Origin of the sequence: Mesorhizobium yinganensis (assembly GCF_040081985.1) — a bacterium.
Classification (GTDB): domain Bacteria; phylum Pseudomonadota; class Alphaproteobacteria; order Rhizobiales; family Rhizobiaceae; genus Kumtagia; species Kumtagia yinganensis.
The window spans coordinates 1-22,901 of sequence record NZ_JBEBMH010000051.1 but is presented as its reverse complement, the minus strand read 5'-3'; the positions used below and the strand labels follow the sequence as shown (position 1 = coordinate 22,901).

General features: G+C 63.0%; 24 protein-coding genes and 1 pseudogene. 15 read left to right on the top strand and 10 right to left on the bottom strand.

Features of this window, described 5'->3' with window-relative positions:
- Nucleotides 1–132: transposase (locus ABMA59_RS35395; RefSeq protein WP_349006656.1), on the bottom strand; the 132-nt coding region annotated here is incomplete at its 3' end.
- 144 nt (nucleotides 133–276) lie between these two features.
- Between ABMA59_RS35395 and ABMA59_RS35390 the strand changes: the two genes are divergently transcribed.
- The 9 genes from ABMA59_RS35390 (at nucleotide 277) to ABMA59_RS35350 (ending at nucleotide 8,887) form a co-directional block, all read left to right on the top strand.
- Nucleotides 277–588, top strand: a complete 312-nt coding sequence (locus ABMA59_RS35390; protein ID WP_349010043.1) for a hypothetical protein — start codon at nucleotides 277–279, stop codon at nucleotides 586–588.
- A 266-nt stretch (nucleotides 589–854) separates the two neighbouring features.
- Nucleotides 855–1,859, top strand: a complete 1,005-nt coding sequence (locus ABMA59_RS35385) for a LacI family DNA-binding transcriptional regulator (RefSeq protein ID WP_349010042.1) — start codon at nucleotides 855–857, stop codon at nucleotides 1,857–1,859.
- Between the two features lie 78 nt (nucleotides 1,860–1,937).
- On the top strand, nucleotides 1,938–2,729 hold the full coding sequence (locus ABMA59_RS35380) for a 3-methyl-2-oxobutanoate hydroxymethyltransferase (RefSeq protein WP_349010041.1): 792 nt from the start codon (nucleotides 1,938–1,940) through the stop codon (nucleotides 2,727–2,729).
- 11 nt (nucleotides 2,730–2,740) lie between these two features.
- Complete coding sequence (locus ABMA59_RS35375; RefSeq protein ID WP_349010040.1) at nucleotides 2,741–3,769, top strand: sterol desaturase family protein; 1,029 nt, start codon at nucleotides 2,741–2,743, stop codon at nucleotides 3,767–3,769.
- A gap of 2 nt (nucleotides 3,770–3,771) precedes the next feature.
- Complete coding sequence (locus ABMA59_RS35370; protein WP_349010039.1) at nucleotides 3,772–4,083, top strand: MocE family 2Fe-2S type ferredoxin; 312 nt, start codon at nucleotides 3,772–3,774, stop codon at nucleotides 4,081–4,083.
- Between the two features lie 165 nt (nucleotides 4,084–4,248).
- Nucleotides 4,249–5,034, top strand: a complete 786-nt coding sequence (locus ABMA59_RS35365; RefSeq protein WP_349010038.1) for a TIM barrel protein — start codon at nucleotides 4,249–4,251, stop codon at nucleotides 5,032–5,034.
- A 280-nt stretch (nucleotides 5,035–5,314) separates the two neighbouring features.
- On the top strand, nucleotides 5,315–6,844 hold the full coding sequence (locus ABMA59_RS35360; RefSeq protein ID WP_349010037.1) for a sugar ABC transporter ATP-binding protein: 1,530 nt from the start codon (nucleotides 5,315–5,317) through the stop codon (nucleotides 6,842–6,844).
- Between the two features lie 17 nt (nucleotides 6,845–6,861).
- Nucleotides 6,862–7,866 (top strand): ABC transporter permease, encoded by a 1,005-nt coding sequence (locus ABMA59_RS35355; protein ID WP_349010036.1) that lies wholly within the window; start codon nucleotides 6,862–6,864, stop codon nucleotides 7,864–7,866.
- Between the two features lie 88 nt (nucleotides 7,867–7,954).
- On the top strand, nucleotides 7,955–8,887 hold the full coding sequence (locus ABMA59_RS35350) for an ABC transporter substrate-binding protein (protein ID WP_349010035.1): 933 nt from the start codon (nucleotides 7,955–7,957) through the stop codon (nucleotides 8,885–8,887).
- Between the two features lie 340 nt (nucleotides 8,888–9,227).
- Here ABMA59_RS35350 and ABMA59_RS35345 read toward each other — a convergent pair whose 3' ends face one another.
- From ABMA59_RS35345 to araD, 8 genes are all read right to left on the bottom strand, one after another.
- The gene (locus tag ABMA59_RS35345; RefSeq protein WP_349010034.1) at nucleotides 9,228–9,371 is read right to left on the bottom strand and encodes a hypothetical protein; all 144 of its coding nucleotides are present in this window, start codon (nucleotides 9,369–9,371) and stop codon (nucleotides 9,228–9,230) included.
- A 184-nt stretch (nucleotides 9,372–9,555) separates the two neighbouring features.
- Nucleotides 9,556–9,684: a hypothetical protein gene (locus tag ABMA59_RS35340; RefSeq protein ID WP_349010033.1), complete on the bottom strand. Its 129-nt coding sequence runs from the start codon at nucleotides 9,682–9,684 to the stop codon at nucleotides 9,556–9,558.
- Nucleotides 9,685–9,755: 71 nt separating this feature from the next.
- Complete coding sequence (locus tag ABMA59_RS35335; protein ID WP_349010032.1) at nucleotides 9,756–10,589, bottom strand: ABC transporter permease; 834 nt, start codon at nucleotides 10,587–10,589, stop codon at nucleotides 9,756–9,758.
- Between the two features lie 38 nt (nucleotides 10,590–10,627).
- Complete coding sequence (locus tag ABMA59_RS35330) at nucleotides 10,628–11,548, bottom strand: ABC transporter permease (protein WP_349010031.1); 921 nt, start codon at nucleotides 11,546–11,548, stop codon at nucleotides 10,628–10,630.
- Nucleotides 11,545–12,396 (bottom strand): ABC transporter ATP-binding protein, encoded by an 852-nt coding sequence (locus ABMA59_RS35325; RefSeq protein WP_349010030.1) that lies wholly within the window; start codon nucleotides 12,394–12,396, stop codon nucleotides 11,545–11,547. Before ABMA59_RS35325 ends, ABMA59_RS35330 begins: the two co-directional genes overlap by 4 nt.
- Nucleotides 12,393–13,400 carry an ABC transporter ATP-binding protein gene (locus tag ABMA59_RS35320; protein ID WP_349010029.1) on the bottom strand — a complete coding sequence of 336 codons (1,008 nt, stop codon included), beginning with the start codon at nucleotides 13,398–13,400 and terminating at the stop codon, nucleotides 12,393–12,395. Before ABMA59_RS35320 ends, ABMA59_RS35325 begins: the two co-directional genes overlap by 4 nt.
- An 81-nt stretch (nucleotides 13,401–13,481) precedes the next feature.
- Nucleotides 13,482–14,207, bottom strand: coding sequence for an RraA family protein (locus ABMA59_RS35315; RefSeq protein ID WP_349010028.1), 726 nt, complete (start codon nucleotides 14,205–14,207; stop codon nucleotides 13,482–13,484).
- A 25-nt stretch (nucleotides 14,208–14,232) separates the two neighbouring features.
- Nucleotides 14,233–15,957, bottom strand: a complete 1,725-nt coding sequence (araD, locus tag ABMA59_RS35310) for an L-arabinonate dehydratase (RefSeq protein WP_349010027.1) — start codon at nucleotides 15,955–15,957, stop codon at nucleotides 14,233–14,235.
- Nucleotides 15,958–16,090: 133 nt separating this feature from the next.
- Here araD and ABMA59_RS35305 point away from each other — a divergent pair, with 133 nt between their 5' ends.
- The gene (locus ABMA59_RS35305; protein ID WP_349010026.1) at nucleotides 16,091–16,861 is read left to right on the top strand and encodes a FadR/GntR family transcriptional regulator; all 771 of its coding nucleotides are present in this window, start codon (nucleotides 16,091–16,093) and stop codon (nucleotides 16,859–16,861) included.
- A 43-nt stretch (nucleotides 16,862–16,904) separates the two neighbouring features.
- On the opposite strand, the gene ABMA59_RS35300 is transcribed toward ABMA59_RS35305, so the two are convergent.
- Complete coding sequence (locus ABMA59_RS35300; protein ID WP_349010025.1) at nucleotides 16,905–17,831, bottom strand: 2-hydroxyacid dehydrogenase; 927 nt, start codon at nucleotides 17,829–17,831, stop codon at nucleotides 16,905–16,907.
- 232 nt (nucleotides 17,832–18,063) lie between these two features.
- On the opposite strand from ABMA59_RS35300, the gene ABMA59_RS35295 reads away from it, so the two are divergent.
- The 5 genes and pseudogenes from ABMA59_RS35295 to ABMA59_RS35275 form a co-directional block, all read left to right on the top strand.
- Entirely contained in the window at nucleotides 18,064–19,542 is a 1,479-nt protein-coding gene (locus tag ABMA59_RS35295; protein WP_349010024.1) for an ABC transporter substrate-binding protein, read from the top strand.
- 84 nt (nucleotides 19,543–19,626) lie between these two features.
- A complete protein-coding gene (locus ABMA59_RS35290; RefSeq protein ID WP_349010023.1) occupies nucleotides 19,627–20,715 on the top strand; it encodes a malate/lactate/ureidoglycolate dehydrogenase in 1,089 nt (362 codons plus the stop codon).
- Nucleotides 20,715–21,827: an enolase C-terminal domain-like protein gene (locus ABMA59_RS35285; protein ID WP_349010022.1), complete on the top strand. Its 1,113-nt coding sequence runs from the start codon at nucleotides 20,715–20,717 to the stop codon at nucleotides 21,825–21,827. Before ABMA59_RS35290 ends, ABMA59_RS35285 begins: the two co-directional genes overlap by 1 nt.
- A gap of 65 nt (nucleotides 21,828–21,892) precedes the next feature.
- Entirely contained in the window at nucleotides 21,893–22,078 is a 186-nt protein-coding gene (locus ABMA59_RS35280) for a hypothetical protein (RefSeq protein WP_349010021.1), read from the top strand.
- Between the two features lie 134 nt (nucleotides 22,079–22,212).
- Nucleotides 22,213–22,901 (top strand): annotated as a pseudogene (locus ABMA59_RS35275) (IS5 family transposase); the annotation flags it as partial.

Genomic DNA, 22,901 nt, shown 5'->3' with positions numbered 1-22,901 from the left:
CTTCGCCTTGAACTTGTAGAAGGTCGCAGCCGAGATGCCGTGCTTGCGGCAGACATCCGCCGTCTTCGCACCGGCCTCCTGCTCCTTCAGCATCCCGATGATCTGTTCTTCCGTGAACCTCGAAGGTCGCATCATCCGTCTCCATGATCGACGGACTCTACCCAAATCTGGAGGAAGTTCAGGGTCTCAGGTCAATGGATCGTGATGTAACAGGACCAGGAGCCGGAGGCGACGGAGCGCTTTCGGCGGGCATTAAATCTGAGCCCGAGGGATCCGTTGTCGTTCAACATGAAGCTGGGAATGGCGACCTCCCTGGCAAAGGCAGAATCGTTTCTAGAAGCGATCGCAATCGCCCGCGAAGTGCTCGCCTGCCACCCAGATGTCATCCTTGCGTATCGATATCTTGCCGCATGGGCCGCAATACAAGGCGACATGGAAACCGCTCGCTGGGCAGCAACGAAGTTGCTGGCGGCCCAGTCAGATTTCACTATCCGGCATTACCGCGCGCTGTCGTTTTTAAGACAAATGGGCACGTGGGGCTCCCAGGTCGCAGAGGCATTAGAACGGGCAGGGATGCCTCAACGTTAGCCCGCCCGACGCGAAAAATCTGCACTCTGCAAGTGCGGCCGGTCTATCAGCTAGGCCCCTATCGTGGCTAACCCGCCTTAGCGGCAAAGGGGCCGACAGCGAACTGGATGTTCTTGTCTGAGGATGTTGAAAACTGACATTCGCGCAGTCGCAGTGCGAACGGGCACGTGTCCCGGTATCGCCCTGCCGGCCGACATATTTCAAATGCAAGCAATACGATGCCCACTGTTGAACATTTGGGCAAATTTGGGAGGATCCGCTCCGGTATGAAGACCACTTTAAAAGACATCGCTAAAGCGGCCGAAGTGGGCACGGCTACGGTCGAGCGCGTGATGAACGGACGTGGCAACGTGCGGCCCGAGACAGTGGAGAAGGTGCTTGTCGCCGCCCGCCGCCTCGACTACAGGCGCAAGCTCCCGGAACGCCACCGCGGCCTGATCCGGATCGAGGTCATCCTCGTGCGGCCCGAGACGACCTTCTTCGCCAGGCTGTCGCGCGGTTTCGAGCGGATCGCGGCGACGCTCGACTCCTCCGTGTCGGTCAATCGCACCTTCGTCAACGAGGCGGACGCCAAATCGATAGCGGATCGCATCCTCCATCCCGCCGCGAGGCGGTCCGGCCTTATCCTGGCAGTGCCTCAGTATGGGGCGGTCGGCGCAGCGCTGCGGCAATTGCTGGGGCAGGGCGTGCCGGTTCTTCAGGTGATGACGGGCATGGACAGCGGCGACGCGGCCTTGGTCGGCATCGACAACGAGGCGGCGGGCCGGACGGCCGGGCTGCTGATGTCCGCGATGCAGCGTCGGTCCGGGCCGGTCGTGGCGCTCTGCCACTCGGAGGTCTACTCCGTCCACCGCCGGCGTATCCGAGGCTTCTCGCAGGGTATCGAGCGGCATGGCCGGGGCAATCTTAACTTCGTCGAGCTGCTCTACACCTTTGACGATGCGATGGAAGCCAGCGCGCAACTCGTTGACGCCATGCGTCGCTATCCGGATCTCGCAGGGCTTTACAACGCGGGCGGCGCGAACTTCGCGCTCTGCGACGTGCTGCGCCGGCATCGCGCAACGGACGGAATCTTCTTCGTCGGCCATGAACTGACCGAGCGCACCACCTCTGCCTTGCGCGAAGGTATCATGCATATCGTGATCGACCAGTCGCCGGAAGCGCAGGCCAGGCGGGCGATGGACATGATGCTGTCGCGGCTGGGCGTGCTGGACACACCGGTCGACAATCCCCCCATCCGCTTTGTCACGGTCACGTCCGAGAATATCTGATCAAATTTGATCAAGAAACGCGGCGACTCTCCCGGCATCTCCCTATAGAAGATTATAGCAACAGGGAGGAGGAGAGCGATGCGCCGAAAGCCATCGGTCCATGATCTGCGCAGCCAGAAGGGGCGCAGGAAGTGGGTCCAGTTGCACGTCGACACACCGGCCGAGGCGGCTGCCGCGGAGGCCGCAGACATCGTGATCCTGTCTTGCGAGCCGGACCACAATCTCGGGCCGATCCGCGCCGCCGCACCCTCCGCGTTCATTTCCGCTGGCATGCCGCATGGCGCCGTCTCGTCGCCGCAGGAGGCGATAAGGCTCGGCTTCGATATCCTCAATCGGGGCGCCGACGCCGTCTACTGTTCGCACTCGCCGCTGTTCATCGAGGCGATGGCGCGCGAGGCCATTCCGGTCACCGGCCATGTCGGGCTCGTGCCCAATCGAGCGACCTGGACGAACTTTCGTGCCATCGGCAAGGAGCCGGAGGAAGCGTTCAAGGCGCTGCGCGCCGTCAAGGACATCGAGAATGCCGGTGCGGCTTTCGTCGAGGTCGAGGTGGTGCCGGTTAAGCTGGCGGACTTCATCACCCGCAACACAGCCATGATCACCATGGGCATGGGCTGCGGATCGGCCTGCGATACGCAATATCTGTTCTCGTCGGATGTGCTCGGCACCAACACCGGGCACTATCCGCGTCATTCCAAGAAATACGCCGACTTCGCAGCGCTCGACGCGGAACTGCAGCAGAAGCGCGTCGCCGCGTTCCAGGCGTTTGCCGATGATGTCGACAGCGGCGCCTATCCTGAGGGTCGTCACCAGGTCGAGATGGAAGACGCCGCCTTCGAACGCTTCTTGACCCTCTCCCGAACGATTTGAGGAGAACCGTTATGGATGATCTCGCTTACGGTACGCGCAACAAGCGCGGCGACTGGCAGCCTAAGGAGCCGGCCGACATCGCGCCGATCTGGAGCTTTCCGCCGCAGCCCCTGAAGGTCCTGAAATGGCTGCCGCATTATTTCCTGCCCTATGACGTGATCTTCTTCGCATCGGCCTTTGTCTGGTGGTACTGGGTGCTGCCCGACGTCGAGGTGATGAAAACGCTCGCCTGGGGCTGGATCCTCAAGCTTTTCCTGGTCAATACGGTAGCGCTGTTCGCCTTCTTCGGCGTGTTCCAGCTCAGGCTCTACGTGTTCCGCGCGCAGGGTACGCGCTTCAAATACAACGGCCAGTTTCCGGCGGACAGGAAGAGCGAGGCGTTCTGGTTCAAGAGCCAGGACATCGACAGCGCCTTGCGGATCCTGTTCCACGCCATGCCGATCTGGACGGCAATCGAGGTGGCAATCCTCTATGCCTATGCCAATGGCTACGTGCCTTGGGTCAGCTTTTCGGAGCACCCCTGGTATCTCGCTTTCATCGTGCTGATCATCCCGATCATCCACGAAACGCATTTCTACCTGATCCATCGGCTGATCCACACGCCGTTCCTCTACAAGCATGTGCATTCGGTGCACCACAACTCGGTGAACCCGTCACCCTATTCGTCGCTGTCGATGCATCCGGTCGAACTCGTGCTCTATCTCGGCATGGCTTTCTGGTACGTCATCATCCCAGCGAACCCGATCCTGGCTCTCTACGCCTTGCACCGTGCCGGCTTCGGCGCGATTCCCGGCCATGTCGGCTTCGACAAGATGGAAGTGGGCGAGAAAGGCGGCGTCGATACGCATGCCTATATCCATTATCTGCATCACAAGTATTTCGAAGTGAACTACGGCGACGGCCTCATCCCCTTCGATAAATGGTTCGGCACGTTCCATGACGGCAGCAAGGAGGGCGATGCGCGCATGCAGGCGCGCTACCAGGAAAAGAAGGCGCGGATGAACGCGAAGGCGGCGAAAGCCGGCATGACGGGAGCCTGATCATGGTCGACTGGGTATCAGCCTGCAAACTGGAGGACATCGAGGCGGAAGGCGTCATTCGCTTCGACCACGGCGGCCGCACCTATGCCATCTTCCGCTCCGCGAGCGACGAGGTATTCTGCACCGACGGGCTCTGTTCCCATGAGGCGGTGCATCTCGCGGATGGACTGGTCCTGGACTACGAGATCGAGTGCCCGAAACATTCCGGCGCGTTCGACTACCGCACGGGCGAGGCGATCCGCATGCCGCCATGCATCAATCTCAAAACCTATGAAGCCGAAACCGACGGTGGACTGGTGCGCGTACGGCTGTAGGCTGCGCACCGTAGCGAGAATGTCGTGGCGCGGCAGTGCGTCCGAATTGGCGTTTCAGAATTAATGTTCCATTATGAGCAAGAATGGAATGTTTACATTGTTAATGAGGTGTGACAGGCTGGCTTCCGAATTCTACCGCTTTGCAACGTTTCGGTCCTGATAAACATGCCCGCATCCCCCTTCACGCTTGCTGTCTGCGCTGAAATGATCTGGCGGAAAGAGCCGATCGAATGGCGCGCGTCGCGCTTGAATGAAATGGGTTTCCAGGTGGGCCTGTGGAATTGGCCGGACCACGATCTTTCCAAGCTGGAAAGAACCGGCGCGACTTTCTCGATCATGAACGGCTATTTGCGGGGCAGGTTGACCGACAATGAGGGCGCTGCGGAACTGCTCCAGACGGCCCGCGAAACGGTGGCCGTCGGCAAGCGGCTCGGCGTAGCGCGTCTCAATCTGCATGGCACCGGATTGGGCGAAGGCGGGTTGCCCGTCAGGCCGATCCAGATCGTCACCGGAGCCTTGTGGCTCAAGGCGCGTGACACGCTCTGCCGGATCGCGGACATGGCGGACGAATTGGGCGTCACGTTTACGCTGGAAAACCTCAACTTGCCGGTCGACCATCCAGGGGTGCCTTTCGGACGGGCCGAGGACACGCTCGCCCTGGTCTCCTCCGTCAACCATCCGCGCCTGCGTCTGAATCTGGATCTTTATCATGCGCAGATCGGCGAGGGTAACCTGATCGAACTCTGCCGCGCCTGCCTGCCGTGGATCGGCGAGGTGCAGGTCGCCGACGTGCCAGGCCGCATGGAGCCGGGAACCGGCGAAGTGAACTGGCACGGTGTTGCAAAGGCCCTGAAGGCCATGGGCTATGCAGGTCCTGTCGGCATGGAGGCGTTCGCATCAGGCGACCCGGAACTGGCGGTCCTTGCTTTCCGCGATGCGTTTACAGTCTGATGAATCCGGAATGTATGTTCTAATAATTTATCAATTAGAATGAATGATTGACTTTTCTTGGAGGGCAAGCTAGGCTATTATCATATCGTCGAGGCTGAAAGGTGCGAACGACGAGACGGGAGGAAATGGTCCGGGCCGCAAGCAGCGCTCGACAGGGAGGCAAGACGCGGTCGATGCAGGCGCGCCCAAGGTATGCCGAGGCGTGAACGAATGCTTATGCGTCGAAGCGATCTTCAGGTTGGCTGCGAACCGTTCACCGAACCTTACGGGGAGTATCGTGATGGACACGCATGCCGGTTCGGATGTGTCGAAACTGATCGAGGCGCGTGGGATCGAAAAATCCTTTCCCGGCGTACGCGCACTGCGCGGCGTCAGCTTCGACCTGCAGCCGGGTGAAGTTCACGCCTTGATGGGTGAGAACGGCGCCGGCAAGTCGACGCTGATGAAAATCCTGACCGGCGTCTATCAGCCCGACGCGGGCGACATCGTCGTCGAGGGCAACGTCGTCTCGATCTCGGGACCGCAGGCCGCCCAGCGGCTCGGCATCGGCATCATCCATCAGGAACTGTACCTGATGAACCATCTGACAGCCGCGCAGAACATCTTCATCGGCCGTGAGCCGCGGCAGGGCCTCGGCATGTTCGTCGACGAGAAGAAGATGAATGCCAATGCCGCGGCGCTTTTCAAGCGCATGCAGGTCAGGATCGATCCCGCCTCGGAAGTCGGGCACATGACGGTCGCCCGACAGCAATTGGTCGAGATCGCCAAGGCGCTTTCGTTCAACTCGAAGGTGCTCATCATGGATGAGCCGACGTCCGCGCTCAACGAAGCGGAAGTCGCGCATCTCTTCGCCATCATCCGCGACCTGCGGTCGCGCGGCGTCGGCATCGTCTACATCAGCCACAAGATGGATGAGATCAAGCGCATCTCGGACCGCATCACCGTCATGCGCGACGGCCAATATGTCGACACGCTGCCCGCCGAAGGCACGCCCATCTCGAAGATCATCTCGCTGATGGTCGGCCGCGAACTGGCGGACGCGACGCGTGCCGACGGGCAGGCCCGGCCGGAGGTGGTGCTGCGCGTTAATGGGCTGAACCGCGGCAATGCCATCCGTGACGTGAGCTTTGACTTGCGCAAGGGTGAGATTCTCGGCTTCGCAGGGCTGATGGGCGCCGGCCGCACCGAGGTGGCGCGCGCCATCTTTGGCGCCGATCCGATCGACAACGGCACCATCGAGGTGCATGGCCAGCATCGCAAGATTCCGACGCCACGCGAGGCGGTCAAGCTCGGCCTCGCCTATCTCAGCGAGGACCGCAAGCATTTCGGCTTGGTGACGCCAATGTCGGTGATGGACAACATCACCATGGCGTCGTGGTCGCGCTTCGCCTCGGGGCGGATGTGGATGCGCAATTCGGCGCTAAGGCGCTCCGCCACCGACTATGTGAACCGTCTCAAGGTCAAGACGCCGAGCGTAGACCAGGAGACGCGCCTGCTGTCGGGCGGCAACCAGCAGAAGGTGGTCATCGCCAAGTGGCTGCTGCGCGATTGCGACATCCTCTTCTTCGACGAGCCGACGCGCGGCATCGACGTCGGCGCCAAGGCCGAGATCTACAAGATGCTTCAGGCCCTCGCAGCTGAGGGCAAGGCAATCGTCGTCATCTCGTCGGAACTCGAGGAGGTGCTGCGCCTGTCGCACCGCATCGTCGTCATGTGCGAGGGCCGCGTGACGGGCGAACTGGACGGCAGGACAGCCACCCAGGAATCGATCATGACCCTCGCCACCCAGCGCCAGAGCAAGGCCGCCTAAGCCAGAAGGTAGATGCCATGACAGACACCACGCTCGCCCCGGCGCAAGCCGACAAGCCAGGCTTCCTCACGACCTCGGCCCTCCAGAAGGCCGTGGCCTTCGTCGTGTTGATCGCGCTGCTGGCCTTCTTCAGCATTTTCGCGCCGAACTTCGCGGCGTGGAACAATATGGTGAACATCATGCAGGCGACCGCCGTGAACGGCGTGCTCGGCGTCGCCGTAACGTTCGTCATCATCTCGGCCGGCATCGACCTGTCCGTTGGCACGATGATGACGCTGACGGCAGTGGTCGCCGGCATCATCCTTACCAATCTCGGCATGCCCCTGCCGTTGGGCATTCTCGGCGCCATGGCGGCCGGCGCGGCGATGGGCGCGGTCAACGGCGTGGTGATCTCGAAGCTGAAGATACCGCCCTTCATCGCTACGCTGGGCATGATGCAGATCTCGCGTGGGCTTGCGCTGGTGATCTCCGGCGCGAAGCCGATCTATTTCAACTCGACGCCGGGCTATCAATTCATATCGCCGGAAAGCTCGATCTCGTTGCTTATTCCCGGTCTGGAAATCCCCAACGGCGTCCTGGTGATGTTCGGCGTGGCGTTCATTGCGTCAATTGTGCTGACGCGCACCCTGCTTGGCCGCTACATCTTCGCGCTTGGTTCCAACGAAGAGGCCGCGCGCCTGTCAGGCGTCAACGTCGACTTCTGGAAGATCGTCACCTACGCGATATGCGGCATGATCGCTGGCATCGCCGGGCTGCTGATCTCGTCGCGCCTCAACTCCGCCCAGCCAGCGCTCGGCCTCGGCTACGAGCTCGACGCCATCGCCGCTGTCGTCATCGGAGGCACCTCGCTTTCGGGCGGCAGGGGAACCGTACTCGGCACGATCATCGGCGCCTTCATCATGAGCGTGCTGACCAACGGCCTGCGCGTCATGGGCGTGCAGGAGGAATGGAAGATCGTCATCACCGGCCTGATAATCATCGTCGCAGTGTTCGTCGATATCGTGCTGCGCAAGAAAACCTAGTCATGGGAGGAAGTTGCCGAGGACGGTTCAAGTCTAGTCCAACTGCATGAGTTGTTACGCCTACAATCAAAACCTAGGGAGTATCGAAATGAAAAAGCTGATTCTGACATCGGCGCTCGCGCTGGGCACGGCCACGATGTTCACCGCGCCGTCCTTTGCCGAGACCTATTTCCCGATCATCGCAAAGGGCTTCAGCCACCAGTTCTGGCAGGCGGTGAAGGCCGGCGCCGAGGAAGCGGCGAAGGCCAACGGTGTTACCATCACCTTCGAAGGCCCGGAAACGGAAGCCCAGATCGACAAGCAGACCGACATCCTGAACGCCGCGATCGCCAAGAAGCCGCAGGGCCTGGGCTTCGCCGCGCTCGACAGCCAGGCGCAGGTACCGGCCCTGCAGAAGGCCGCCGATGCGGGTATCCCGATCGTCGCCTTCGACTCCGGCGTTGAAAGCGACCTGCCGCTAACCACCTGCACCACCGACAACGTGAACGCGGCGGGTGCTGCCGCCGACAAGCTTGCCGAGGCGATCGGCGGTGAGGGCAAGATCGCGGCTGAAATCCACGATCAGACCAGCGCCACCGGCATCGGCCGCCGCGACGGATTCCTCAATCGGATCAAGGAGAAATATCCGAAGATCGAAGTGGTGGACGTGCAGTACGCCAATGACGCGCTGAAGGCCGCCGACGACATCAAGGCGATGCTCCAGGCGAACCCGGACATCAAGGCGATCTTCGCGTCCAACGAAGGTGCTGCAATCGGCCTCGCCGTGGCGATCAAGGAGACCAAATCCAAGATCGTTGGCGTCGGCTACGATTCTGGTAAGACGCAGAAGGACGCTATCATGGAGGGCGTGCTGATCGGTTCGATCACGCAGAACCCAGTCGGCATCGGAAAATGCGTCGTCGACTCGCTTTCCAAGGCGCTCAAGGGCGAAAAGCTCGAGAAGGTCATCGATACCGGTTACTACTGGTACGACAAGACCAACATGACCGACCCGAAGATCGCGGCGGTCCTTTACGATTGATCGCCTGGCAACCGATCATCTTGCGCGGGGTCAACAAAGCACCTTGAATGGTGACGTTGGACCCGCGCCGCTGGTGATAGGCTGCAGCGGCCGGCTTTGATTGATGGCCCTTTGGTCGGGTCGGGTGCGGGATAGATCAGGTGCTTGACGATCTGGTTTAGCGCCGGCGGCAGGGCAATATGTTCGCCCCGGAATGGTACGATGCGGAAATCCACCTTCGCGCCGGCCGTTTGCGCAAGCCTGTCGGACTGGAATCCGCCGCAGCAGGTGAGCTTCTGCGTCGATCAGGTCTCGCCACCGGCCTCGACCCGCACGGCATCCGCCTCTTCCTTGATCCCGGTCACGGTCTTGCCAAGCCGAAATCAGCGCCGTCTGCCCGTAGCAGGTCCGCCATCTTCTCGCAGATCTGCCGATAGCTGACGATCGCCGTCTCGCGGCTGAGCAGCGCGCCGACGCCGGTGAGGTTGGGTTCGATTTCGCGCAATTCGCCGGAACTTACCCGCGATAGCGTCAGGCCATTTGCGGTTGCGCGCGCAGAGCGCTTCGGTGCGGTGCAATTCGACGCCGTTGGTGGCGACGATGAGCTTGCAGCAGGCGTCGTAGACGATGCCGTTCTCGTGGCAGAACGCTTTTTGTGGCGCGCAGTCCCTGGAGCCTGAGCTTCGCCTTCATGCTGCCGGGATCATAATGCGGGCATGGATGACGCCGCTATTGTGGCCGGTCTTGTGCTGGCCGACACGCGCTTTGTTCTCGAGCAGCAGCAGGATGGCCGCCGGGCCTCTGCCGGAGCAGTTCAAGCGCCGTCGCCAGACCGACGATGCCGCCGCCCACCACACAGAAGTCGTCGATCATAAAAGAGCTTCCACGTTCACAGGGCTGCGCCGGCGCCGCTGCCGAGCCGCCGGCGCAGCACCTCGCCGGCCACACCGATAGACACCACCACGACGACGATGACCAGCCCAGGCAACGTGGCTATCCACCAGGCATTGGCCAGATAGTTGCGGCCCGAAGAGATGATGCGCCCCCACGACGGCACGTCGATCGGCGTGCCCAAGCCGAGGAAACCGAGCGACGCCTCCGCCAGGATGATGAGGCTGAGTTCCGCCGACATCAGGATGAGCAGCGGGATCCAGAGGTTCGGCAGGATGCAGTCGCGCACGATCCTCAGGGTGCTCTCGCCGGAGATGATCGCCGCCTCGACATAGCTTCTGGTCAGCGACCGCGCGGTGATGGCGCGGGCGACACGGGCGACGACAGCCCAGCGCGTGACGGCGAGGATGACGATCACCGACAGCAGGCTGGGCTGGATGAAAGCTGCCAGGAAGACAGCAATCAGGATCGACGGGAAGGCAAGCTGGATGTCGACGATGCGCATCAGCACCTGCTCGGTCCGCCTGCCGGCCCAGCCGGCCCATACGCCGATGAGGACGCCGAAGGCCGCGGCCAGCGCGGCCGAGGTGAAGCCGACCAGCAGCGACACCCGCGCGCCGTAGATCACCTGCCTGGCGACTTCGCGCCCGACCGCGTCGGTGCCGAACCAGGCGATGGCTCCGTTGGCCAGCGTAGTCATTGGCGGCTTCAGCCGCATCGCCGTATCGGTGGCGGCAGGGTTGAAATCGACCAGATACGGGCCGGCCAGCCCGACGACGAAGAACAGGGCGACAAAACCCAGCGCCAGCATTTCGCAAAAAGTCAGTCGCATGCCTGGCACGCGCGAGGAAAAAGCCGTCGCCGCCATGGTCAGACCCGCCTCAGGCGCGGATCGATCAGCCGGTAGCCAAAATCGACGGCAAAATTTACGGCCACCACCAGGAAGGTCATGATGAAGATGCAGGCCTGCACCACCGCATAATCGCGGTATCCGATGGCGCTAATCAGTTCCTTGCCGAGCCCCGGCCAGCCGAACACCGTCTCGACGATCACGGCGCCACCGAGCAGATGCCCGAACTGCACGCCGCCGACGGTCAGCACCGGCAGCAGCGCATTGCGCAGCACGTGGTGGCTGACGATGCGTGATGTCGGCATGCCCTTGGCCCGCAGGATCTTGACCATGTTCGAGTTCAGCACGCCGATCGCCTCGTTGCGCATCAGCTGCATGTTCACCGCGATCAGCGGCAATGCAAGGGTGACGGCCGGCAGCACGATCGAACTCGGCGACGACCATCCCGAGCTTGGCAGGATCTGCATCCAGCGGGCGAACACCAGGATGAACACCAGGCCGAGCCAGAAATCGGGAATGCCCAGCACCACCAGCGAGGTGTTGGACGTCGCCTTGTCGAACCAGCGGTCGTGGTAAAGCGCGGCAAGCAGCCCGAGCGGCAGGGCCGCCGCGATGACCAGCGCGAAGGTGAAGGCGCCCAGTGTCAGCGTCGCCAGCATGCGCTGCGCGACGATGTCGACGGCCGGCCGGCCCTGGATGATCGAATTGCCGAAATCGAGCGTAAACGCCTTGCCGAGATAGATCAGCAGTTGCTCGTAGATCGGCCGGTCGAGGCCGTATTCGATCCGCGCCGCGGCGATCTGGTCGGGCGTCGCCAGATCGCCGAGCAGGACGAGAACCGGGTCGCCGGGCGCGATGCGGATCATGATGAAGGTGGCGATGACCGCCGCGACCAAGGTGGCGGCGGCGTTGAACAGCCGGGATCCGACATAGCCGATCATAGCACGCTCCCGGTCGCGGAGGCTCGCGGAACGAGGCGGGCGCGGGCATTTTCGAGCAAGACGCCACGATGTTTCAGCCGGGGCGAGGCTGCGATCAACGCAGCCGTATAGGCCTCTTTCGGCTCGGCGATCAGCCTGCGCGCCGGACCGACCTCGACGACGCGGCCGCGGAACATCACGGCGATCGTATCGGCGATTTGCCCGAGCACGCCGAGATTATGGGTAACGAAGATAAAGGCTCGACCGTCATTCTTCAATTTTGCGAAGAGGTCCAGGATCTGCGCCTGGATGGAGACGTCGAGCGCCGAGGTCGGCTCGTCGCAGAGGAACACGGTGGGATCGCAGGCCAGCGCCCGGGCGATGGCGAGACGCTGCAACTGACCGCCGGAGAATTCGCAGGGTCGCCGGTCGAGCGCCGAGGCGTTCATCCCGACCTGCTCGAGCAGCACGCCGAGGCGGTCGCGCTCCGGCGCGGCGGAGGGAGCACGGGCGAGCGCCGCCGTCAACGTCTGGCGGATCGTCCGGAACGGATTGAGGCTGCCGCCCGGGTCTTGGAAGATCATCTGCACGCCGGCGCGAAACGGCGCCATCCGCGCATTGCCCGCGGCATGGTCGACCGTCTGGCCCCGGTAGCGGATCGTGCCGGAATATCCCCGGTTCAGGCCGACGATGGTGCGCAGCAGCGTGCTCTTGCCGCTGCCGGACTCGCCGACGATGCCCAGCACCCGCCCTGGCTCGACCGACAGGCTGACGTTGTCGAGAGCCTTGAGCGCAACCGCTCCCGAGGAAATCAATCCGCTTGAGGAATAGGCGAAGTTCAGGCGCTCGATCTCCAGCGCGGCGGTCACGGCCCTGCCCCCGCAACGACGCGCGGCCACTCGAAGCAGCGCACGATGTCGCCGCCGTCAAGCTGCTCCATGGCCGGCGCTTCGGCGATACAGCGGTCTGCCTTCCAGGCGCAGCGCGGATGAAAGGCGCAACTGTCGATCCAACTCGATTCCGGGCGCGGCGGCTGACCGGGAATAGCCACCACCGGCCGGTCGAGATCGTCGAGGTCGGGGATCGAGGCGATCAGCCCGCGCGTATAGGGATGACGACCGTTCTGGGTGATCTGCAGCGTCTCGCCGCCTTCGACCAGCTTGCCGGCATACATCACCATCACGCGGTCGGCGCATTGATAGACCACGCCGAAATCGTGAGTGATGATAAGCACGGCCATGTCGAGCTGGACACGCAGGTCGTCGATCAGCGCAAGGATCTCGGCCTGCACCGTCACGTCCAGCGCCGTCGTCGGCTCGTCGGCGATCAGGAGCCGCGGCGACAGCGCCACCGCCATGGCGATCAGCACGCGCTGCTTCATGCCGCCGGAGAACTGGTGCGGATAGTCGCCGATGCGGCTCGCCGCATTGGGGATGCGCACGAAGTCGAGCATCTTTGCTGCTTCCTTCAGCGCCGAGCGCATGTCCATGCGGCGATGCACGACGAACATCTCTGCAATCTGGCGGCCCACCGTCATGGTCGGGTCCAGCGCCGACGTTGGGTCCTGCAAGACATAACCGGTCAATTGGCCGCGAAACCCCTTGGGCAGTCGGTTTCCGTCGAAGCCGAGCCGCCCGCCCTGGAACCGCAGATCGGCGCCCGCCACCGTGTAGACCTCACGATCCAGCAGCCCGAGGATCGCCTGCGCGGTCAGGCTCTTGCCGCTGCCGGATTCGCCGACCAGCGCCGTCATGGTGCCGGGCTGGAGATCGAAGCTCACCCCACGCACCAGTTCGAGACTGCCGGCGCGGATCGACAGGTCGCGAACCGAAAGCAGCGGCCTCGCGGCCGCCGGATCGGCTGGGCGATTCATCTCTGTTCCCGTCAACGGCTGGGTGCCTCCCCGGATCGCCATCGGTCTGCGACCTACGCTGGCCTGCACCGACATTGCCAATCAACCTTTGCGGCGCGCCGCGCGCTCGGCCTCATATTCCGCCAACCCCTCGCCATCGAGTGGATAGGTGCCGAAGATCGGCGCACCGGCGCGGATGCGGCGCAGGATGAATTCCTCCTGCTCTTCATAATCCAGCGCTTGGCGCGACACCTCTTCCGCGATCTCCTGCGGCACAACCATCACGCCGTCCGGATCGCCGGCGATGAAGTCACCAGGATAGACGGCGACGCCGCCGCAACTGACCGGCACGTTGAGTTCGATGAAGCGGTGGGCGAGTGTGCTGTTGGGCGGACAGACGGCCTTGGCATAGACGGGAAAACCGGTCTCGGCGATCTCCCATGCGTCGCGGACGCCGCCGTCCGAAACGACGCCGGCGCAGCCCCGCAGCCTCATCCGCTCGAACAGCATCATGCCGCCGCTGGCGCCGCTGGCGTCGCCCCGGCAGTCGATCACCAGCACCTCGCCGACGCCGCATTCCTCGGTGGCGCGGCGCTGCATGTTGAGGCGCGGGTTCATCGCCTTGTCGTCTGCCAGCTTGTCTTCGCGCATGGCGACGGAGCGCATGGTGAAGGCGCGCCCGACCATGCGCGGCTTCGAGCCCGGCAGCGGCGCCACACCGGTCACGAAGACGTGGTTGAGCCCGCGTTTGGTCAGGATCGTCGACAGCGTCGCGGTGCCGCAGCGTTTCAGGCGATCGATGATTTCCGTCTCGGCTTCAGTCGGCATGGGCAATATCCGGGTGTCGAATGGATCAATAGATCTTGGGCTCCGGCGTCTCGCCCGCCGGTTCGAGGAAATCGAAGTCGCAGCCTTGGTCCGCCGAGGTCACATGCCTGGCGAACATCGCACCGTAGCCGCGCGAATAATAGGGCGGCGGCTCCCGCCACCCGGCGCGGCGGCGCGCCATCTCGTCCTCTGGCACCAGCAGGTCGAGGCGGCGCTCGGCGACATCGATCTCGATGATGTCGCCGTCCTCGACCAGAGCAAGCGGCCCGCCGCGCGCCGATTCCGGCGAGACGTGCAGCACGCAGGCGCCAAAACTCGTTCCGCTCATGCGCGCATCGGAAATGCGCAGCATGTCGCGGACACCCTTGACCAGCAGCTTCTTGGGGACGGGCAGCGCGCCCCATTCCGGCATTCCCGGCGCGCCGACCGGACCGGCGCCCTTGAGCACGATCACATCGTCCTCATTGATATCCAGGTCCGGATCGTCGATGCGTTTCGCCAGGTCATCGCGGTCGGCGAAGGTGACGGCCCGGCCGCGATGCTTCATCAGTGCCGGCGTCGCCGCCGCCGGCTTGATCACGGCGCCCTGCGGCGCCAGCGTCCCCTTGAGCACGACCAGCCCACCCTCCGCGAGGATCGGCTTGTCGAGCGGCCTGATCACATCCGCATCGAAGCAATCGGCATCCGCGACATTGTCGGCCAGCGTTTGGCCGTTGGCCGTCATGCTGTCGGCATGCAGTAGGCTTAGCATATTCCGGATCAGCGCACGCAGCCCGCCGGCATAATAAAAATCCTCCATGAGGAATTTTCCCGACGGCCGCAGATTGGCGATGACCGGCGTGCGCCGGGACAAGCGGTCGAATGTTTCGAGGTCGAGCGGGATCGACAGCCGACGCGCCATGGCGATGAGGTGGATCACCGCATTGGTCGAACCGCCAAGCGCCATGACGACGCTGACCGCGTTCTCGAACGAGCGCATGTCGATGAAATTTTTCGGGCGCATGTCCTCCCACACCATCTCGACGATACGGCGTCCGGAATCCGATGCCATGCGGGAATGGTTGGAATCCGGCGCCGGGATCGACGCCGCGCCGGGCAGCGTCATGCCAAGCGCCTCGGCCGCACTTGTCATTGTCGATGCCGTGCCCATAGTCATGCAATGGCCGGGCGAGCGCGCGATCGATTCCTCCATGCTCTGCCACTGCGCGTCGGTGATATTGCCGGCGCGTTTCTCGTCCCAGAACTTCCAGTTGTCGCTGCCGCTGCCCAGCGTGTGACCGCGCCAGCGCGCATTGAGCATCGGCCCCGCCGGAACGAAGATGCAGGGCAGGTTCATGCTGAAGGCACCCATCAACAGGCCGGGCGTGGTCTTGTCGCAGCCACCCATCAATACCGCGCCGTCCACCGGATGCGCCCTTAGCACCTCTTCCGTCTCCATCGCCAGGAGGTTGCGATAGAGCATGGTGCTTGGCTTCATGATCGGCTCGCTGAGCGATATGGCGGGCACCTCGATGGGGAAGCCGCCGGCCTGCCAGACGCCGCGCTTCACCTCCTCCACCCGCTGCTTGAAATGCGAATGGCACTGGTTGAAATCGCTCCAGGTGTTGACGATGGCGATGACCGGCTTGTTCTCGAAATCACCTTTCGAATAGCCCATCTGGAAGGTGCGCGAGCGATGGTTGAAGGTGCGCATGGCCGGAGAATTGTACCAGCGCTGGCTGCGCAGGTCGGAAACCAAGATCTTCTTCATTGCAGCTTGCGCACCACGGCGACCATGACAAATCCTGCCGCAAATTACGCAGAAGAGGCCATTTGTCAACACATTTGTCACGTATTTGTAATAACGCTTGCCAAATTTATTGCCTCCGTGGTAGGAACTCCGTATGGATTCCGGCTCCGAAGCGCTAACCACCGACCTCCCCTCTGCAACGCCCTTGCTGCGCGAAGGCAGCAGGAGCGATGCTGTCTACCGGTCGCTGCTGAGCTGGATCGAGGAAGGGCGCATTCCCTATGAGGGCAAGCTTCCTACCGAGAATGAACTGACCCAGCATTTCCAGGTGTCGCGCCCTGTCGTACGGGCGGCCATCGCCAGGTTGCGCACCCGAGGGCTGGTTCGGTCCGTGCAGGGCTCGGGCACGGTCGTCATACGCGAAGTCGACAGCCCGGCAGCGAAACCAAAGGACGTCCTGCAGGGCAGCAGCGTGCGGGATCTCCAGCGCTGCTTCGAGTTCCGCCTGCTGATCGAGAGCGAAGCGGCGTATTTCGCCGCGCTGCGTCACGGGCCGGCGTCGCTGAAGCGCATCAGCGAATGCGTCTATCCGCCGACCCACACCTTCCCGACCTTCAGCCAGCAGCCGCTCGAGGCGTTCGATTTCCACCAGTCTGTGGTCGCAGCCGCCGACAATCCTTTTCTGGAAAAGTCGATACAGATGATCAGGTCGCAACCGGGCTTCCAGGTCTATCTCCGGCTGTGCAGCGCCACCAAGGCGCCCGACCCGGTCGAGCATCGCACCAGGATCAACGGCGAACACCGCGAGATCCTGCGGCTGATCGAGCGCCGGCAGGCCGACGACGCGCGGGAATATATGCGCTACCATATCCAGAGCGCCTACGAATACATGATCAACCGCATCCCCGTGAACGACGATCTCTGACGTCGCAGGCGCCGGCGGCGAGGATCGACCCCCTTCGGAGCGCTTATTCCGCCTCAAGCGGGCCCACCAGCGCATCGACCATGGCTTGCGCCATCCGTTCGCGCGTTTCGACCGTTGCGCTGCCGATATGCGGCAGCATGGTGACACGCGGACTTGCGGCCAGTGCGGGGTGCGGGTTCGGCTCGCCTTCGAACACGTCGAGCCCCGCACTGGCGATCATGCCGGTCTCGATGGCTTGCGCCAGCGCCGCCTCGTCGACGACGGAGCCGCGCGCGACATTGATCAGGACGCCGTCCGTCCCGAGTGCCGAAAGCACGTTTTGATCGACCAGCCGATAGGTCTCGGGACCGCCCGGACAGCATAGCACCAGGAACCGCGACCAGCGGGCGAGTTTGGCCAGTTCGGCGAAATACGACCAGGATACGCCTTCGACCGGCCGCCGCGCCGTATAGGCGACCTGCATGTCGAAAGCCGAGGCGCGCCGCGCAACCGCCTTGCCGATATTGCCGAGGCCGACGATGCCAAGCTTCGCCCCGCCAAGCGAGCGCCCGAGCGGATATCGTCCGCTTGACCAAGTGCCGTCCCGTGCGAAACGATCGGCGCCGACAAAATCGCGGGCGGTCGCGATGACTAGGCCCATGGCGACATCGGCAACGTCTGCGGCAAGCACGCGCGATGTGGTGGCAATCTCGACGTCTCGGGCCCGCGCGGCGGAAACATCGATGCCGTCAAACCCTGCGCCAAGGCACGAGATCACCCGAAGACCTGGCAGCGCCCGAATCAGTTCGGCGCCGATCGGCGCCTTGCCGGTGGTGGCGATGCCCCGCACGCCACTCAGGCGGCCTGCATCCGCCAGAGCCAAAATCTCGCCGGCGAATGATGCAAGCTCGAACTGATCGGCAAGCAATGCCTCCGCGGCAGGTGGCATCGCGCCGATCTGGAGGACAGGGATTTTTCTTCTGAGCGTCATATGAAATTTGTAATCTGTCGTTCGAGAAGCCGCCATCCACGCCTCGTGCGGGCGGGATCGCCGCTCGAAAAGCGTGAAAACACCACGTTCGCTTGCACCGGAAACGGCAGTTTATCGTTCGAAATTACAACTTACAACCAAATTTCGCTACATATCTTGACATGTCCGTGACAAATACGGTTAGGTGCCGGCCGCGCCGCACACCGGCGACCGCATTCTTTGGGAGGAAGAGATGAAGAAAATTCTGATCGCCTTGGCGGCGGCGCTGGTATCGACCGTTGCCTCGGCCCAGGTGGTGAAGGTGTCGCCGCCGCGCACCATCATCGACATCGATCCGCATGGGCCGAACGCGCTGCTGCGCGAATCTGTGCTGGTGGCACGCCAGATCTTCGAGACGCTGGTGAAGTTCAACGGCGACCAACCGGTGCCGGTGCTGGCCGAAAGCTGGAAGCAGATCGATGACAAGACCTGGGAGTTCAAGCTGCGCTCCGGCGTGAAATTCCACGACGGCACCGATTTCGACTCCGCAGACGTGAAGGCCTCGGCCGAGCGTCTGTCGAAGGCCAAGGGCGGCCTCGCCAGCCAATGGAAGGTTTTGGAAAGCGTCGACACGCCGGACGCGCATACGGTGGTCATCCATTTGAAGAACCCGGTCGGCCCGTTCCTGCGCATCACCTCGTTCCTGTCGATCGGCCCGTCAGAAGTCGTCACCGCCAAAGGACCGGAGGAATACGGCGCGGGCGTCATATTGCCCGGCACCGGCCCGTTCAAGATCGAGGATTTCTCGCCGGGCGATACGCTCACCCTCCAGACGAATCCCGATTACTGGGGCGAGAAGCCGAAGATTGAGGGCCTGCAATTCGTCAACATCCCCGAACAGACAGCGCGCGTCACCGCCATCCTCAATGGCGAGGTCGACATCGCCTGGGCGTTCTCAGACGACGAACTCGCCCAGTTGCGCGGCGACAGCGCGGTCAAGGTCGACGTGGTACCGAGCGCCACCTATGGCTACACATGGTTCAACGCGGCCCGCAAGCCGTTCGATGACGCGCGCGTGCGCCGCGCCATGTGGCATGCGATCGATACCACGAAAGTGCTGCGCGACCTGAAGCCCGAGACCGGCACGCCGGCGCGCAACGTCATTCCCGAAACGGTGTTTGGTTTCACGCCGCTCGACCCCTATGCCTACGATCCGGAAAAGGCGAAGGCGCTGCTGGCCGAGGCCGGGTTGCCGGAAGGGTTCGAGACCAGCATCCTGTTCGGCCAGAACTTCTTCCCGGGTATTTCCGATTTCGCCCAGACCTTCATCTCCTATTGGGATGCGATCGGCGTGAAGGTGCGGCCGCTGGAGCAAGAACGCGCCATCTTCACCCAGAATTTCCGCGAGATGAACTGGGACATTGTTCTGTCGTCCAATCCGGCGCTGACGCTGGACGCCGACTACACGGTCGGGCGGCTCTATTATTCCGAGAACAAGGAGATGAACTACGCCAATCCGGATCTCGACAAGCTGCTGCTGGCGGCCAAGGCCGAGAGCGACCAGGACAAGCGCAAACAGATCTACGCTGAGGCGACCAAAATCATCTGGGACGACGCGGTCGGCATCTTCTGGGGCGACCTGAAGATCGTTTACGTTGCTCGCTCCAACGTCTCCGGCCTGCAGTTCTCCCCGATCGAGGCGCCCTATCTCGCCTCCATCACCGTCAACTGAACCGGTAATCGACCGGACGGCTGCCCGCTTGCTCGTGGGCGGCCGTTTTCTTTGGCGACATCTTCAATCCCATGGAGCTTTTGCATGGCCGCAGAGCCAGTCCTGGTCGACGACGGCAGATTACACGACTATGTCGCCGGCATCTTTCGCGCCGCGTCGTCCACCGACCGCGAGGCGCGGCTGGTCGCGCGGCACCTGGTCGATTCCAATCTGCGCGGCCACGATTCGCATGGCGTCGGCTCCATTCCGGCCTATATCCGCAATCTCAACTCCGGCGACCTGCTGCCCAACCAATCGCTGACGACCGTCACCGAAACCGACAGTTTCCTGATCTGCGACGGCAATGGCGGCTATGGCCAGGTGATGGCGCATGACGCGATGGCGGTCGGCATCACCAAGGCGCACGACAACGGCCTGGCGCTGGTCGGCCTGCGCAACAGCCATCATGTCGGCCGCATCGGCCATTGGGCTGAGCAATGCGCGGAGGCCGGCCTCGTCTCGATCCACTTCGTCAACGTCGTCAGCGACCCGTCCGTTGCGCCGTTCGGCGGTGTCGCGGCGCGCGTCGGCACCAATCCGTTCTCCGTCGGTATCCCGCGCGACGGTCTGCGCCCGATCGTGCTCGATTTCGCCACCAGCAAGCTTGCCGTCGGAAAGGTCCGCGTCGCCATGAACCAGGGCAAGCCGCTGCCGCCCGGCGCGCTGCTCACCGCCGACGGGCAGCCGACAACCGACCCATCCATCCTGTTCGGGCAGCCGAAGGGCATTCTGCTGCCGTTCGGCGACCACAAGGGCTGGGGGCTCTCTTTCGTCTGCGAACTGCTTGGCGCCGCGCTCACCGGCGGCAAGACGCAATCGGGCCCGAAGAAACGCAACGCCACCATCAACTGCATGCTGTCGATCATCATATCGCCGCAACATCTCGGCACGGCGGACGTACTTTCGCCGGAGATCGACACCTTCGTCGGCTGGGTGCGCTCCGGCGGCAATGCCGATGTGCTCCTGCCCGGCGACCTCGAAGCCGCGACCACCGAGGAGCGCAAGGCGGGAGGCGTGCCGATCGACGCGAAAAGCTGGTCCGACATCGTCGCCGCCGGCCGGCAGGTCGGCGTCGAGCCGCCCGCCGACATCTTTCGCGACGCCATCCCCCCACAGGCCGCGCGGGCCGGCTGATGAAGATCACCGACGTCACCGTCACTCATTTCGAGCAGCGCGGCATTCGCGAGCTCACATTCGGCCCGCACAACGCGCCAACGACAGGCACGTCCGTGCTCGGGTTGGTGACTTTGCGCACGGATGAAGGGCTGGAAGGCCACGCCTTCCTGGGATCGGTCACCAAATCCGCCGAACTCGATTCACTTTCGCTCATCCAGACGCTGAAGCCGATCCTGCTCGGCCGCGATCCGCTCGATCGCGAGCGGATTCACGTGGATATCTGTAAGCGCTTCCGCTCAACGACATGGCGCTGCATCGGTGCGGTCGACGTCGCGCTCTGGGACCTGGCCGGCAAGATCGCCGACTTGCCGATCCATCGGCTGGTCGGCGGCTATAGGACCAGCGTACCGGCCTATGCGAGTTCCCCCGGCCACGTCGACCTGGGCGAATATGTCGAGGAAGCGCTGGAGGCCAGGGCGCGTGGCTATCATGCCTACAAGATCCATCCACCGCGAAACGGCTGGCAGGGCGATGTTGAGGTCTGCAAAGCGGTGCGCAAAGCGGTGGGCGACGGCTACCGCCTGATGCTCGATTCCACCTGGATGTACACCTACACCGAGGCGCTGCGCGTCGGCCGCGCCATCGAGGAAATGGGTTTTTACTGGTTCGAGGACCCGCTCGCCGAGGAGGACATCTACAACTGTGCAAAACTCCGGCAAAAGCTCGACATCCCGATCGTTGCGACCGAGTTCTCGCCCGGCGGCTTTCATGCCTATGCGCCGTGGATCACGGCTCGCGCGACCGACTACCTCCGCGGCGACGTGGCGGTGAAGGGCGGCATCACCGCCTGCGTGAAGACGGCGCATCTGGCCGAGGCGTTCCGCATGACCTTCGAGATCCACCATGGCGGCAATTCGCTGAACAATGTCGCCAACCTGCACGTGATGTGCGGCATCCCCAATTCGGAATTCTTCGAGGTCATCCTGCCGGACGACGTGCAGAAATACGGGTTGGTCGACGATCTCGTCGTGGATGCACAAGGCATGGTGCGCGTTCCGGATGGGCCGGGGTTGGGCGTCGAGATCGATTTCGACCTGATACGCCGCCATACTATAGCAGATGTCACATAACAAAGGGACCTGGGTCAGTAACCGGATGCAGTATTAGTCTTCCGAGCGGTATTGCGGCGGCCTGGATGAAGTCGATGTTCGCCGGCCTGAGCGTAAGGTGCGCTGCCTTGGCAACGGCATTTGGCGAACCCGATCATTCCGTAGATTGCATCGCTTTGCGAGAAACTGTCGACGCGATCCCGACCTTCTCAACGGTGCCGCTGATTTCGTCGCCCGTGAACTATCCACAAGCCATTGATCTGACTTTGTAATCTGTGAGTACGGTGAGCTTGGAATTGCAGGATAGGCGGTGTTTGATGGCTGTTTTCTTGCAATTTGGTTTTCGATTCCCTTGTCGGCCGAGGCGTGATTCACTCGGTTTGGCGGGCGAATCGAGGCGACGGCAATGTCCAGGCCACGCGAGAAGTGCGAGACGGGGGAGCAGGATCTGTTCCGCGCCCGGCTCGATCAGATCATCAACATGAGACACGAGCTGGTACGGCTGGCGCAGGCGATCGACTGGCCGGTGCTGGAAGCGCGTTTCGGCGCGGTCTATTCGGACGGACCGGGCATGCCGCCGCTGCCGACGCGGCTGATGGCGGGGCTGGCGATCCTGAAGCACACCTTCGACCTGTCGGACGAGGTGTTGTGCGCTCGGTGGGTGGAGAACCCCTATTTCCAGTATCTCACCGGCGAGGAATTCTTCCGTCACGAGCTGCCCTTCGACCGCTCGTCGATGACACGCTGGCGCCAGCGCATGGGTGAGGAACGGATCACGATATTGCTGCAGGAGAGCCTCGCGGTGGCGGTCAAGAGCGGAGCGATGCGGCCGGCCGATACGCGCCAAGTGATCGTCGACACCACGGTGCAGCCGAAGAACGTGATGTTCCCGACCGATCAAAACTCATCCAGCGGGCGCGCGAGCGGCTGGTGCGGCTGGCCAGCAAGGCGGGGCTCGGACTGCGCCAGACCTATGTGCGGGTCGGCAAGCTTTCACTGATCAAGCACCAGCGCTATGCGCACGCCAAGCAGTTCAAGCGGGCGGGCAAGGCACTGCGCAAGCTCAAGACCTATCTCGGCCGGACTGTTCGCGAC

Bases quoted from the DNA above. Each gene is read 5' to 3' on its own strand.
- ABMA59_RS35350 (WP_349010035.1), top strand. From the start codon at position 7,955: ATGAAAAAGCTGATTCTGACATCGGCGCTCGCGCTGGGCACGGCCACG.
- ABMA59_RS35280 (WP_349010021.1), top strand. From the start codon at position 21,893: ATGAAGTCGATGTTCGCCGGCCTGAGCGTAAGGTGCGCTGCCTTGGCA.
- ABMA59_RS35315 (WP_349010028.1), bottom strand. From the start codon at position 14,207: ATGCCGACTGAAGCCGAGACGGAAATCATCGATCGCCTGAAACGCTGC.
- ABMA59_RS35365 (WP_349010038.1), top strand. From the start codon at position 4,249: ATGCCCGCATCCCCCTTCACGCTTGCTGTCTGCGCTGAAATGATCTGG.
- ABMA59_RS35370 (WP_349010039.1), top strand. From the start codon at position 3,772: ATGGTCGACTGGGTATCAGCCTGCAAACTGGAGGACATCGAGGCGGAA.
- ABMA59_RS35355 (WP_349010036.1), top strand. From the start codon at position 6,862: ATGACAGACACCACGCTCGCCCCGGCGCAAGCCGACAAGCCAGGCTTC.
- ABMA59_RS35295 (WP_349010024.1), top strand. From the start codon at position 18,064: ATGAAGAAAATTCTGATCGCCTTGGCGGCGGCGCTGGTATCGACCGTT.
- araD (WP_349010027.1), bottom strand. From the start codon at position 15,957: ATGAAGAAGATCTTGGTTTCCGACCTGCGCAGCCAGCGCTGGTACAAT.
- ABMA59_RS35385 (WP_349010042.1), top strand. From the start codon at position 855: ATGAAGACCACTTTAAAAGACATCGCTAAAGCGGCCGAAGTGGGCACG.
- ABMA59_RS35305 (WP_349010026.1), top strand. From the start codon at position 16,091: ATGGATTCCGGCTCCGAAGCGCTAACCACCGACCTCCCCTCTGCAACG.
- ABMA59_RS35375 (WP_349010040.1), top strand. From the start codon at position 2,741: ATGGATGATCTCGCTTACGGTACGCGCAACAAGCGCGGCGACTGGCAG.
- ABMA59_RS35320 (WP_349010029.1), bottom strand. From the start codon at position 13,400: ATGAATCGCCCAGCCGATCCGGCGGCCGCGAGGCCGCTGCTTTCGGTT.
- ABMA59_RS35290 (WP_349010023.1), top strand. From the start codon at position 19,627: ATGGCCGCAGAGCCAGTCCTGGTCGACGACGGCAGATTACACGACTAT.
- ABMA59_RS35300 (WP_349010025.1), bottom strand. From the start codon at position 17,831: ATGACGCTCAGAAGAAAAATCCCTGTCCTCCAGATCGGCGCGATGCCA.
- ABMA59_RS35360 (WP_349010037.1), top strand. From the start codon at position 5,315: ATGGACACGCATGCCGGTTCGGATGTGTCGAAACTGATCGAGGCGCGT.
- ABMA59_RS35285 (WP_349010022.1), top strand. From the start codon at position 20,715: ATGAAGATCACCGACGTCACCGTCACTCATTTCGAGCAGCGCGGCATT.
- ABMA59_RS35335 (WP_349010032.1), bottom strand. From the start codon at position 10,589: ATGCGACTGACTTTTTGCGAAATGCTGGCGCTGGGTTTTGTCGCCCTG.
- ABMA59_RS35380 (WP_349010041.1), top strand. From the start codon at position 1,938: ATGCGCCGAAAGCCATCGGTCCATGATCTGCGCAGCCAGAAGGGGCGC.
- ABMA59_RS35330 (WP_349010031.1), bottom strand. From the start codon at position 11,548: ATGATCGGCTATGTCGGATCCCGGCTGTTCAACGCCGCCGCCACCTTG.